The organism is Natrialba taiwanensis DSM 12281, from assembly GCF_000337595.1.
GTDB lineage: Archaea > Halobacteriota > Halobacteria > Halobacteriales > Natrialbaceae > Natrialba > Natrialba taiwanensis.
The window spans coordinates 1-12258 of record NZ_AOIL01000048.1; the positions used below are offsets into that span (position 1 = coordinate 1).

The 12258-nt window shown below is 62.1% G+C and carries 10 protein-coding genes; 2 read left to right on the forward strand and 8 right to left on the reverse strand.

Features of this window, described 5'->3' with window-relative positions; translation table 11 throughout:
- Window positions 1-143: 143 nt before the first annotated feature.
- Together C484_RS12145 and C484_RS12150 are read right to left on the reverse strand one after the other, a co-directional pair.
- Window positions 144-2210: a DEAD/DEAH box helicase gene (locus tag C484_RS12145; RefSeq protein WP_006826227.1), complete on the reverse strand. Its 2067-nt coding sequence runs from the start codon at window positions 2208-2210 to the stop codon at window positions 144-146.
- A gap of 125 nt (window positions 2211-2335) precedes the next feature.
- On the reverse strand, window positions 2336-2881 hold the full coding sequence (locus C484_RS12150) for a hypothetical protein (RefSeq protein ID WP_239640976.1): 546 nt from the start codon (window positions 2879-2881) through the stop codon (window positions 2336-2338).
- 375 nt (window positions 2882-3256) lie between these two features.
- Here C484_RS12150 and C484_RS12155 point away from each other — a divergent pair, with 375 nt between their 5' ends.
- Both C484_RS12155 and C484_RS12160 read left to right on the forward strand, forming a co-directional pair.
- Window positions 3257-3823: a helix-turn-helix transcriptional regulator gene (locus C484_RS12155; protein WP_006826229.1), complete on the forward strand. Its 567-nt coding sequence runs from the start codon at window positions 3257-3259 to the stop codon at window positions 3821-3823.
- A 204-nt stretch (window positions 3824-4027) separates the two neighbouring features.
- Window positions 4028-4681 (forward strand): hypothetical protein, encoded by a 654-nt coding sequence (locus C484_RS12160; RefSeq protein WP_006826230.1) that lies wholly within the window; start codon window positions 4028-4030, stop codon window positions 4679-4681.
- 79 nt (window positions 4682-4760) lie between these two features.
- Here C484_RS12160 and C484_RS12165 read toward each other — a convergent pair whose 3' ends face one another.
- The 6 genes from C484_RS12165 to C484_RS12190 form a co-directional block, all read right to left on the reverse strand.
- Window positions 4761-5882: an ABC transporter substrate-binding protein gene (locus tag C484_RS12165; protein WP_006826231.1), complete on the reverse strand. Its 1122-nt coding sequence runs from the start codon at window positions 5880-5882 to the stop codon at window positions 4761-4763.
- 125 nt (window positions 5883-6007) lie between these two features.
- Window positions 6008-6919, reverse strand: a complete 912-nt coding sequence (locus C484_RS12170; RefSeq protein ID WP_006826232.1) for an ABC transporter ATP-binding protein — start codon at window positions 6917-6919, stop codon at window positions 6008-6010.
- Window positions 6919-8028, reverse strand: coding sequence for a FecCD family ABC transporter permease (locus C484_RS12175; protein ID WP_006826233.1), 1110 nt, complete (start codon window positions 8026-8028; stop codon window positions 6919-6921). The genes C484_RS12170 and C484_RS12175 overlap by 1 nt, the downstream gene beginning before the upstream one ends.
- 128 nt (window positions 8029-8156) lie before the next feature.
- Window positions 8157-8522, reverse strand: a complete 366-nt coding sequence (locus tag C484_RS12180; RefSeq protein ID WP_006826234.1) for a cupin domain-containing protein — start codon at window positions 8520-8522, stop codon at window positions 8157-8159.
- 78 nt (window positions 8523-8600) lie between these two features.
- A complete protein-coding gene (locus tag C484_RS12185; RefSeq protein WP_006826235.1) occupies window positions 8601-10451 on the reverse strand; it encodes an acyl-CoA carboxylase subunit beta in 1851 nt (616 codons plus the stop codon).
- 3 nt (window positions 10452-10454) lie between these two features.
- Complete coding sequence (locus C484_RS12190) at window positions 10455-12254, reverse strand: acetyl/propionyl/methylcrotonyl-CoA carboxylase subunit alpha (protein ID WP_006826236.1); 1800 nt, start codon at window positions 12252-12254, stop codon at window positions 10455-10457.
- Window positions 12255-12258 lie beyond the last annotated feature (4 nt).

Below are 12258 nucleotides of genomic sequence, written 5' to 3' on the forward strand. Positions count from 1 at the left end.
GAGAATCTTCTGCACAAAGACGCCTCTTCCGCTTCACCTCAATCGTTCTGACGACTTACCCCAATGCCGTCCGTGGATTCAATAGAACCCTCTTCATCTGAAAACGAGACAACGACACGCTACTCGACCAGCCACGCAACCCGTCACAACTCCGCATCGCGGAGTTCGATATCCGCCACGAGTTCAGCCGGCGCGGCGTCCTTGCGGATGCCGTCGAGCAGGGTGAACGCTTCGTCCGGTGCCAGGAAGTGCTCCGTGACGACGCGCCCGAGCGGTGTCGGCTCGAAGCCGTCGATGAACTCGTACTGGAGGAGTTTGCCGATGGCGTGTTTCGTCGGGACATCGCCGAGCATGCGGTCGTTGAGCGCCTTCGCGGCTTTGCCGCCGACGGTGATGTTTGCGAGCGTCTCCTCGATTGCGGCGCGTTCGTCGTAGTGGGTCATCACCGACTCCATCTCGCCTTTCAGGAGGGTGAAGGCGACTTCGTCCTCGGACATCTCCATCGAGTTGTGGTAGGCACAGTCGGGTTCGACGAGGACGTAGACGGTCCCCTTGTCGTGGTAGTCGGGGCGGCCGGCGCGGCCGAGCATCTGGTGGAACTCCTGGACCGAGAGCCACTCGATGCCCATCGCCAGCGAGTCGAAGACGACCTGTGAGGCCGGGAAGTCGACCCCTGCCGCGAGCGCGGCGGTCGTGACGACGGCGGACAGCTCCTGCTCGCCGAACTGCCGTTCGACCGTTTTTCGGCGTTTGTAGTCCAGTCCGGCGTGATAGGGCGCCGAGGAGTACTCGAGCTTTCGGGAGATTTCGTGACACCGCCGGCGCGAGTTCGTGAAGATGATTGTCTGGCCCCGGTATCCCTTGGAGGATTCCGTGTCGAACTCGCGTTTGACGAGTTTGTTTTCGACGCGGACTTTCTCCTGGCCGTCGGCGAAGGTGACGTGGCGTTCGATGGGGACGGGACGCTCTTCGAACTCGATGAGCGTCGATTCGAGCGCGCCGGCAAGGTGTTCGGGGTTGCCGACGGTTGCAGAGAGGTAGACCCACTGGGCACCGTGATAGTCGTCGCGGCGCTCGGCCCGCTGCTCACACGTGTGCTTGAGTCGCGAGATGAGGCCGTCCAGTCGGTGGCCGCGCTCCTCTTCTTTTAAGGTGTGGACCTCGTCGATGACGACGGTACCGATATCGCCCATGTCCTTGCCCGTTCGCAGGGCGTGGTCAATCCCTTCGTAGGTGCCGACGATGACGTCGGCGTTGGGATCGAACTGGTTGCCGTTGTCGGTGATTCGGCTCGCCCCGACGCGAATGGAGACATCGACGAGATCGCCGTACTCCGCTTCGAAGTCCTCGTGTTTCTGGTTGGCGAGCGCGACGAGCGGCACGAGAAAGAGCATCTTCCCCTTGCCGTTGAGAACGCGGTTGATCCCGGTCATCTCGCCGACGAGCGTCTTCCCGGTCGCCGTCGCCGAGACGACCATCTGATCCTCGCCGTCGAAGAGTCCGTTCTCGACCGAAAGGCTCTGGACCGGCAGCAACGTCTCGAACCGATCCTCGAGCAACCCCTGTAGTCCTGGGTGCAGGTTCAGCGAATCCACGCGGACGGGATCGACCTCGTCGGTCGTCGCCGAGATGGTATCGAACTTCGTCAGATCCGGATCGAGTCGCCCTTGCAGCAGGTTGACGATCCGATCTAGGTCCTGCACTTCGAGCATGAGGTCCTCGAGTCGGTCCTTGGCCGCCCCCGTCACTTCCCCGCCGCCCGAGTAGGAAAGCTGGCGCTCGAGTTCGCGGCGAGCGCAGTCCTGACAGATCCAATCTGCGTCGTCTTTGACCGCCGTCTCCGTCGTAATCGGCGAGTAGCGCCCGGCGGAGGCGCAGTAGCGACAGGTCCGAACGGTCTTGACTTTGTCCGCGAGCTGGTAGCCCGACAGCATCTCGGTCAGTTCCTGGCGGCCCTCCTGGGAGGTCTGCTCGGAGATCCGAATGCGCTTTGCGCGGCGTGCGAGTTCGATGAACTCGTCGGGTTGGCGCGGCTCTTCGCTCGATCCGTCTTTGAGTCGGAATTTGGCGGGGCGAGGGCCGGCCGACGTTTCGGAGAGGCCGAGCTTCGCACGGAACAGTCGCTTGCCGTCCCGTTGGACGACGAGGAGATAGTCGCCGCCGGTTTCGTGGCAGAAGATCGTTTCGACCTGCTGGACCTGCTTCGACACGAGACGTGATACACGCGTGGCGTACTTGAGCGATTCGGACTCCGGCAGTTGTCGTCGCGCGTCAGGAAGTGAATGCACGTCGGTGTCTTTATCAGATTCGGTCGTTCCGATTCGTTCACGTCCGGCTATCCTGACCCGGTCCCACGAGCGCCATCGTTCTCCGAAGTAGTCGCAGTAATATCGGTCACCGTCTCGTTGACCGCATCGACCGCAACCGAATACGTCGTTTGCTGTCCTTCCTCTTGGAGAACCACTGTTGCAGTTGTCGTATCGAGATTTGGCGGTGTCGTTTGCCGGATTCGGATTTCGTTTTCGCTGGACGCGGTGACTTCGAACGCTGTCTGGTCGCTTTCTGCGGATCGGGGTTCTTCCCCTTCTCTGTACGACAGATCGAGTGCCACCCGCGTCGAGACATCATATTCGCTACTGTTGGCAATGAGTGACTGAACGGTCTCGTTGGTTCGAACGATTTCTTGTACGTGCGTTTCGTTCGAGATCGCTGGTTCGTCTTCGAATGCGGACTGGTTGACCGGTGGCGACTCGACCGTAATCTCGATGCCACCGTCGTTGCGGGCAATTCGGAGCCGTTCGTCTTTCTCGTCCGACATCGTGTATATATCGACTGGATCGGTGAACGGTTCCGACTCCAGAGAGACGGCTTCGTCTGTCACGTGTACTTCTGCTGCAGGGGTTCTATCGGCCGTTCCATCGATACCTGCGCTTGAGAGGACGAGAGCGAAAACCATCCCGACACAGATCAAACTCAGTATCCGAGCTGAACGGCCTCGAAGGATCGACTGAATCGTATTTCTGTCCATTATCTGCCGGTCCGCTCTCGAAGCGTGATCTGTATCTCTGTGCGAAATACTATTTAACAATTTATTTCACACGCGTTTCACTCGTGTTTCGTGGCTGTTTCAGATCGTTTCATTCCCGCTATGGATGCAGTATGTCGCTTCTATCCGCGATATTTGCCTATCAAAACGCGACAACCGTGAAATCCTCAATCTTATAATCATAATCGACTCAACCATCAGTCACGAGCAATGAAGACACGTCTCCGCCTCGGTTCCCGATTGGTTGCGGCGACCCTCGTTGTCGCAGCGTTCTTACTGTGTCTGCAGTTATTACATCCGTCACCAGTCGTCGTTTCCGTTAGCGGATCGAGTTCGGAGACGACACGCCTTCCCGGCTTTTTTGCGTATCGTGATGTCGGTGTCGTCCTCGTTACGTCGTTCGTCCTCGGTGCATGCAGTACATACCTCTTTCTCGACTGGCGGGCAGAAACGGAGCGCTCTCCAGCGGAAGACGACGCGGAGCCGACTTCAAAACAATTGGAAGTTGAAGACGAACCCGGTTCAGTAACGATATCCGACGAACTCCTCGAACGACGACACCGTGAGTGGGACACGATCGCACCGAAGCTTTCTCAAGCGGAACGAGACATCTACGAGCAGATCCTCGGCGCTGATGGCGTCCTTGAGCAGCGTCTCATCGTTGCGCAGACTGACCACTCAAAAGCGACTGTCAGCCGGAAACTCGACCGCCTGGAAGGGAAAGATCTCGTCGAAAGACGGCGTCGAGGGATGGGAAAGGTCGTGTTCCTTCGCTGAGTCCGACATCGTAACAGGTGTAACAGCTGTTTCAGTTGCTCTGCACGAGTTTCGGAACGGCTTTCCAACTATTGTTTATATGTTGTTTCTTCCAAGACTTATTTGAGGTCGGTCCGGAACTGACGAGAGTGGCAGTAGGTGACGAGATCTGGTCACGGGTTGCTGCGGTACCGGTTCGGGTCGATCTCAAGTATATTGACAACCATGAAACGAAATCGACGCTCGCTGATGCTCGCGCTAGTCACGATGATGACGCTCGCGCTCAGCGTTGGCGGTGTTGTTGCGAGCGATAGTATCGACGCCGACGTTTCGATCGTCGGTGCGGACGATGCCAAGACGGGATCCGATGACGAGTTCACGACCGAGCGAGTCGACGAGACCGACTTCGAGGAAACGTCGATATCGGTCATCGATGCTGATACGAACGCGTCCACTGATGAATCAATAGCCATCACGACCGACGACGAAACGACGGTCCTCGAACCACCAACGAACGATACCCGGACGATCGCAGCCGACGAGTTCGACGTGACAACCGTCGACGGAGACGGTGCGGACGACGCCGGTCCGACTGCAACGTACGACATTGACGGGACGATCGATCCGGGTGAGGGGACCGCATACGGTCCGCACTCGCTGGCTGCAGGTGAGTCCCTGACAGTGGACGTCTCGTGGGACGCCGCCGATTCCGATCTCTGTCTCGGTCTCATGACTCCCGATGGCGAGATCGTCTGCGCCGAAGAGTCGAACGGACAGGGCTCTGTTACCGTCGAGGTCGAGGAGTCCGGTGACTACTACGCGTTCGTCGGCAACGAGGGACCGTACACGGCCGCATATACGGGTCACTCTCGGGTCTGAAATTCGATCGCCGCGAAAAACGTCTCCGTTTTTGCGTTTTTACCGCCGAACGGCCACCGGTCCACTTTCGAGTTCGGCGTTACGACAGTTCGCCGGCGACGATATCGCCGACGCGGTCGCGGTCGAACAGTTCCTCGTCGACGCCGTAGACCTGCTGTGCTGCGCGTTCGGTCAGCACCAGGTTGACGATCGGTCCCTGATGGAGCGGGCCGCCGCGGTAGACATCGCCGTTCTGGACGGCCGTCAGCTCACTGGCGACGTTGTGGTTCTCCATGTGCGAGACGACCGTGTCGCTGAACTCGTCGGCGCTTTTCTGCTCGTGGGCGCGGATCAACAGCACGTCCGGGTCGATCTCGAGAAGCAGTTCGTAGTCGACCTCGGTTCGGCCGTCGTGGAAGTCCTCGACGTCCGTCGTCGCGAACGCGTCCTCGACACCCAGATCCTGCCACTGCTTGAAGCTCGTCCCCTCGTCGATGAGGTACGGCGAGAACGTCTCTGGCTCCTCGGCCGGCTGGGGCCACATGATGGCGACCGACGGTCGCTCGTCTTCCGGCGGGACGATATCGTCGAGTTCGTTCTGGAACTCGTCGTGGAGGGTTTCGAAGGCCTCGTAGCGATCTTCCTCCTGGAAGACCTGCGAGAGGTACTCGAAGGCTTCGTACAGCGTCAAGTAGTCGTAGTCGTGCCACTCGTAACCCCGCGAGAAGATGCTGTTGCCGAAGAAGGGCGTACCCGTGTTTTCGATGGTTTCGATGTCATCCTCGGTCCAGTTATCGGTTCGACCGCGGATGAAGTTCGGATCCATGATGAAGACATCCACGTCCTCGCTGAGTTCCAGAAACTCCTCTGTGGTCAGTTCGTCCCCCCAGAGCGAGTCCATCCCGACGTCCTCTTTGTCGATGCTCAGGCCGGGAATCTCCTCGTAATGTTGCGTGTGAAACCGCTCGGTGAGGTAGACGGCTTCCGGCGGATCCTGGCCGAGCGCGACGCCCATGCCGGCCCAGGTGCCGTTGTTGGCGGCCCACGTTTCCGGAACGCCGGAGAACTCGACGTCGCCAACTGGCGGCATTGACACCGTGTATTCGTTTTCCTGGTCGGTCTGTCCGAGGGAATCGAGACAGCCGGCCATCGCACCCACGCCGGCAATTGCACCACTGGTTCGAAGGACGGTTCGTCTCGTCCACCGTCGTTGGTCGGTCATCACGATTTAGGTGAGCCTAAAATTATAAAAGTGTTCCGAAGGTGGCCGTCTACCGGTTCGCTTCGTCGTCTCGAACGAGCGCGTCGATAGTCGGGTGTACACACCGATTCTCCCGCTCGGAGGAACTATAATCGATTATCCGGCAGCGCTTGTTTGGGCAGGACTTGGAGTTCGGGTTCGTATTTGACGGTCGCCTCGACGCCGAAGACGTCGGCGAGCAACTGTTCGGTCACGACCTCCTCGGGCGGGCCCCAGTCGTAGAGTTCGCCGTCGCGGATCGCGACGAGGTAGTCCGCAAAGCGGGCCGCCTGCGAGATATCGTGCAGGATGACGGCGACGGTGACGCCCTTTTGCTCGTTCAACTGGCGAATCGTCTCGAGGACGCGGAACTGGTGGTGGATGTCGAGGAACGTCGTCGGCTCGTCGAGCAACAGCACGTCGGTGTCCTGTGCGAGCACCATCGCGATCCAGGCCAGTTGCTTCTGGCCGCCGCTCAGTTGCCCGAGTTCGGTGTCGCAGATGTGGTCGATTCCCGCGAGTTCGATCGCGCGGTTGACCGCACGGTGATCCTCCTCGCTGACCGAGTCGAAAAAGCCGCGGTGCGGGTAGCGGCCGTGATAGACGAGGTCTTCGACGGTGATCGAACCCAGCGAATCGTTCTCCTGTGAGAGGACGCCGAGTTCGCGCGCCAGTTCCTTCTGACTGAACGAGTCGAGGTCTTCTCCGTGGATCTGAACCGTTCCCGCGTCCGGTTCGAGGTGGTTCGAGAGGGATTTTAGCAACGTACTCTTTCCGCTCCCGTTCGGACCGACGAGCGCGGTCACCGCGGCCTCGGGAATGTCGAGGCGAGCGCAGTCGACGATGGTTTCCTCGCTCGCGGGATAGCTGAGTTCGAGACCGTCGCCGACCAGTGCGCTCTCGACTGTCACGCCGTCGCTGTCGGTGATTTGCTTGTGATCGTGTTCGTGTTCATACTCCTGTGCCTGTTCTTGGTCGTGGTCTTGCTCCTCCGTCGCGGAGTGATGCTGGTGTGCCATCAGAGTTCACCCATCGATTGCTGTTTGCGCATCAGGTAGAGGAAGTACGGGCCGCCGATCAGGCCGGTGACGATGCCGACGGGAATCTGAGTGCCGCTCAGCGCGAGCCGCGCGCCGACGTCGGCGGTGACCATCAATGCGGGGCCGGCGAAGAGACAGCCGACCATCAGCCGCCGGTAATCTCCGCCCAGCGTGTTGCGGACGATGTGGGGCACGACGAGGCCGAAGAAGCTGACGATGCCCGCGACAGCGATCGCGACGCTGGCCGCCAGGATCGCGACGGCCGAGAGGAAAAACCGAACTCGTTCGACCTGCATCCCGAGCGATCGGGCGGTGGTTTCGCCCAGCATCAGGACGTTCAACTGCCGCGAGCCGGCGAGTGCAATGCCGATCGCGATGATTGCCGGCACGATCGCGATCCGAACTTCTCCCCAGCCGGTGCCCGTCAGCGAGCCCGTCAGCCAGGCGATCGCCGTCTGGACGACCCCCAGGTCGTCCGCGAAGAAGAACAGTCCCTGCTGGAGCGACTGGAAGATCATGTTGACGATGACGCCGGCGAGCACGAGTCGGACCGGGCTCGTTCCCCCTTTCCAGGCGATCATGTACACGACCACGAACGCGACCGTTCCGCCGAGGGCGGCGACCAGCGGCAGAAGATGCGAGAGCCCGCTGAAAACGACGAGCGTCGCCAGGATGGCGAATCCTGCACCGGAGCTGACCCCCAGTATGAACGGACTCGCCAGTTCGTTTCGCGTTACCGCCTGGAAGATCGCTCCCGAGACCGCAAGCGTCGCGCCGGCGATGATCCCGACGAACACTCGCGGCAGCCGGAGGTTCCAGACGACGACGCTCCCAGTGCTCATGTCCGGGAGTTCAGTGCCGAAGAGAAACGCCGACCACGCGTCGAGACTGAAGATCACCGTGGGGTTGAAAACGGCTTTCCAAGCCTCGACAAACGTCATCGAGTACTCCCCGAAACTCACCTGTACCAATCCGGCAACGACGGTGATACCCACGCTTGCCAGACAAAAGAGGACGAGCCGCCCGGTCACCCATCCCTCCCGCTCCCGGACGGCTGCATGCTCGTCAATCGACTGCGCTTCTGCCATCTGGTTTTAGGTATCCCTAAAAAGATATAGTAGTTGCGGTTGCAAAACCGTATGCCAACGACACGCAATCTTTGCTGGTCCCGGCGGCCGACGTCGGAGGCGTTGTCTGCAGTCGGGCCTGACGGGGGTTACTCCAGCAGGTCGATCTCGTCGTCGCCGTTTGGCACCGCACAGAGGAACGCGCCCTGCTCGTCGCTCTCGTTTCGGTACCAGTGGACCGTTCCCGCAGGGATTAGCAGCGAGTCGCCGGCTTCGACTTCGTACTCTTCGTCGTCAATCCCGACCGTATACGCTCCTTGCAGTACGTACTGCTCGTGTTCGACCTCGTTCGTATGCTCCGGGACTGTGGCTCCCGCCTCGAGTTCAAATCGGCGGATCGCGAAGTTCGGCGCGCCGTGCTCCTCGGCGATCAGGACACCCTTTTCGAGACCGTCTGCGGCGTCCACAGTGTCGTACTCGATTTCGTCTCCGGTACGGATCAGCGGGTCGGTCATAGCCGTCGCTTTGGTGGCCACGACTAAAACAGCATCCGATTCTCTTGTTTCCACTCGAAACCGACCGTGGCCGGACGCCTAGAGGATCGTCCCGTGTTTCTTGTCCGGCAGGTCCTTCTCGACCGTTTCGTAGAACGCAAAGCGGTTCTCGAGTTCATCGCGCAGTGAACTCGGCGGGACGATTTCGTCGATGACGACCTCGCTCGCCATCCGGTGGATGTCGATGTCCTCGCGGTACTCCTCGCGCAGTTCCTGCTCGCGCGCGGCGCGCTCGTCCGGATCGTCGATATCCGCGAGTCGGTTCGCGTAGACCGCGTTGATCGCGGCCTCGGGACCCATAATGGCGATTTCGCCGCTTGGAAGCCCGATCACGCTCTCGGGGTCGTAGGCCGGCCCGGACATCGCGTAGATCCCCGCGCCGTAGGCCTTGCGAACGACGACGGACTGCTTCGGCACTGTCGCTGAGGAAGTCGCATAGATCATCTTCTTGCCCTGCTCTAAGATGCCGTCTTTCTCGACCTGCGAACCGGCCATGAAGCCCGGCGTGTCACACAGGTACAGCAGCGGCACGTCGTAGGCGTCGCAGGTCCAGATGAACTCGGCGGCCTTCTCGGCCGCGTCGGGGAAGATCGCCCCGGCGCGGTGGTTGGGCTGGTTGGCAACGATGCCGATCGGCCGGCCGTCGATTCGGGCGAAGGCCGTGATGATCTCTTTCCCGTACTCCGGCCGGAGTTCGAGCACCGAGTCGGCGTCGACGATGCGCTCGATGACGTCGAACATGTCGTAGCCGCGGTTCGGTTCCTGCGGGACGACGGCGTCGATGCCGTCGGGCGAGAGTCGCGGTGCCGTCCCCTCGGTCTGCGGCGGCTTCTCGTCGCTGTTATCCGGCAGGTAGCCGATCAGCTTCGCCACGAGTTCGCGCGCGTGTTCCTCGTCCTCCGCGATCAGATCGGCGCTGCCGGAGTGGCGGGCGTGCATGTCCGGGCCGCCCAGGTCCTGCAGGTCGATGTCCTCGCCGGTGACCATCTCGACCATCCGCGGCGAGGCGATGGCCATCGCGCTCACGTCCCGGACCATGACGGTGAAGTCGGCGAAGACGGGCGTGTAGGCCGCGCCGGCGATACAGGGGCCGTAGAGCACGCAGATCTGGGGGACGCGCCCGGAGAGCATCGAGTGGTTGTAGTAGTACTTCCCGATGCCCTCGCGGTTGGCGAAGAAGCCGGTCTGCTGGTCGATCCGACCGCCCGACGAATCCATGAGGTAGAGGACCGGGCGGCCGGTCTTCAGCGCGCGCTGTTGCATCCGGAGGAACTTCTCGACGCCTTTCTCGGCCATCGAGCCCGCCTTGACGGTGAAGTCGTTGGCCATGAAGTGCAGGTCCCGACCCTCGAACTCGGCCGCGCCGGTGATGAGGCCGTCCGCCGGCAGGTCGTCGTCGGCGTCGAAGTTGGCGAACGTTCCGTCCTCGAACGTGATGCCGTTCGTTTTGCCACCGCCCGACTCGTCGCCGTCGCCGAACCAGAGGTCGAGCCGATCGCGCACGAACAGTTTTCCCTGCTCCGGAAGGCGCTCTTTGTACTTCTCCGGGCCGCCCTCGAGTATCTCCTCGATCTCGTCGCGCAGGAGTTCCTCGCGTTCGGTCGGTTCGAGGTCGTCCTGCTCGCTCCCTCGATCGCGACTGCGACCGGCGCTTTGTACTGGTCCCGGACCGCTGCCAGCGCTCCCGGTTTCGGTTTCGGTTCCGGTTCCGGCTCCGGTTTCGGTTCCGTTGTCCGGCGGCGATGCGCTCGCGAGGAGTTCGTCGCCCGTCTCGGGGTACAGATCGACGGTTTCGCCGAAGTGTGCAGCGAGCGCTGTCGCGACCGCCTGTATCTCGCTCTGGTCCTGTCCTCCCGTCTCCGTTACACTGAGTCTGAGTTCCATCGTCATTGCTCACTCCAGTACGATCAGCGGGTCGCCCATGTCGACCGAGTCGCCCTCGGAAACGGGAACCGCGGCGACGGTGCCGGCCCCCGGGGAGACCACGTCGTTTTCCATCTTCATCGCCTCGAGCACGCAGACCACGTCCCCGCCACCGATCTCGTCGCTGGGTTCGACATCGACCGAGAGCACGGTGCCTTGCATCTCGGCCGTGATGGCATCGCCGGCCGCGACCTGCTCGGTTGCGGCTGCGCCGCTGTTCGAACCTGAACTCGCCGATCCCGCCGATCCCGAGGGCGCACCTGCGTCGGCTCCGCCGTTGTGCGCCACCCGCGGAAGATCGTCCTCGACGAGCACGTCGAACCGCCGCCCGTCAATCTCGACGACGAGTTCGTGTTCGCTCGCACTCTCGCCACCGCCCCCGCTTCCGGTTGCCGAGCCCCACCGCTCGACCGCCGCATCGAGTTCGTCCGCACCGACCTCGCTGTCGAGGTAGTCGGTCGTGTGCTCGCCCGCGCGGAAGGTCGCATCGTCTAGCATGAGCCGGTGGAACGGCACGATCGTCTCGGGACCCGAAATGTCGAAGTGTCCGAGTGCGCGCCGGGAGCGTTCGAGACACCGCTCGCGCGTCGGCGCGCGAACGATCAGTTTCGCGATCATCGAGTCGTAGTCGCCCGCGATCTCGTCGCCCTCGGTAACGGCGTCGTCGACGCGCACGCCGAGCCCCCCGGGCGGAACGTAGGTCTCGAGTTCACCCGGAGTCGGCGCGAACTCCGCGGCCGGATTCTCGGCGTTGATCCTGAACTCGATGGCGTGGCCGTTGATGTCTACATCCGCCTGCGCGTCGGGGAGTTCCTCGCCGGCCGCGATTCGAAGCTGTTCCCGGACGATGTCGATCCCCGTCACCTCCTCGGTGACGGTGTGTTCGACCTGAATCCGGGTGTTGACCTCCATGAAGTAGAACTCGCTGTCTTCGACGAGGAACTCGACGGTGCCGGCGTTCGTGTAGCCCGCTTCGCGGACCCCGCGGCGGGCGGCCTCGCCGATCGCTTCGCGCAGCGCCCCGTCGAGTGCGGGACTCGGCGCTTCCTCGATGACCTTCTGATGACGGCGCTGGAGCGAGCAGTCCCGCTCACCGAGGTGGAGCACGGTGTCGTGCTCGTCCGCGAGGATCTGCACCTCGACGTGCTTCGGAGACTCGAGATACTTCTCGACGTAGACGGTCGCGTCGTCGAAGTAGGCCTCGCCCTCGCGTTTCGCGCTCTCGAGGGCGTCTTCGGCTTCGTCCGCGCTGCGGACGATCTTCATCCCGCGACCGCCGCCACCGCCGGCGGCCTTGATCGCGACCGGGTAGCCGAACTCGTCGCCGAGTTCGCGAACCTCTGCGGCGGAGTCGACGGGGTCGCTCGTTCCGGGGACGACCGGCACGTCGGCCGCCTGCATGACCTGTCGGGCCGTCGTCTTATCGCCGAGGGCTTCCATCGCCTCGCTCGGCGGACCGACCCAGGTGATTCCCTTTGCGTCCTCGACGCGGGCGGCGAACGCGGCGTTTTCGGCGAGGAAGCCGTAGCCCGGGTGGATCGCATCCGCGCCCGCCCGGTCGGCGGTCTCGAGGATCGCCTCCTGGTCGAGGTACGATTCGCTCGCCGGCGCGGGGCCGACGTTGTACGCCTCGTCGGCGAACTCGACGTGGCCGGCGTTGCGGTCCGCGTCGCTGTAGATCGCGACGGTCTCGATGCCGAGTTCTTCGCATGCTTGCATGACGCGCACGGCGATTTCGCCGCGGTTCGCAACGAGTAGTTTGTCGAACATGCTA

Coding starts and splice junctions, on each gene's coding strand:
- C484_RS12190 (WP_006826236.1), bottom strand. CDS start 12,254: ATGTTCGACAAACTACTCGTTGCGAACCGCGGCGAAATCGCCGTGCGC.
- C484_RS12185 (WP_006826235.1), bottom strand. CDS start 10,451: ATGACGATGGAACTCAGACTCAGTGTAACGGAGACGGGAGGACAGGAC.
- C484_RS12170 (WP_006826232.1), bottom strand. CDS start 6,919: ATGGCACACCAGCATCACTCCGCGACGGAGGAGCAAGACCACGACCAA.
- C484_RS12160 (WP_006826230.1), top strand. CDS start 4,028: ATGAAACGAAATCGACGCTCGCTGATGCTCGCGCTAGTCACGATGATG.
- C484_RS12155 (WP_006826229.1), top strand. CDS start 3,257: ATGAAGACACGTCTCCGCCTCGGTTCCCGATTGGTTGCGGCGACCCTC.
- C484_RS12165 (WP_006826231.1), bottom strand. CDS start 5,882: ATGACCGACCAACGACGGTGGACGAGACGAACCGTCCTTCGAACCAGT.
- C484_RS12180 (WP_006826234.1), bottom strand. CDS start 8,522: ATGACCGACCCGCTGATCCGTACCGGAGACGAAATCGAGTACGACACT.
- C484_RS12175 (WP_006826233.1), bottom strand. CDS start 8,028: ATGGCAGAAGCGCAGTCGATTGACGAGCATGCAGCCGTCCGGGAGCGG.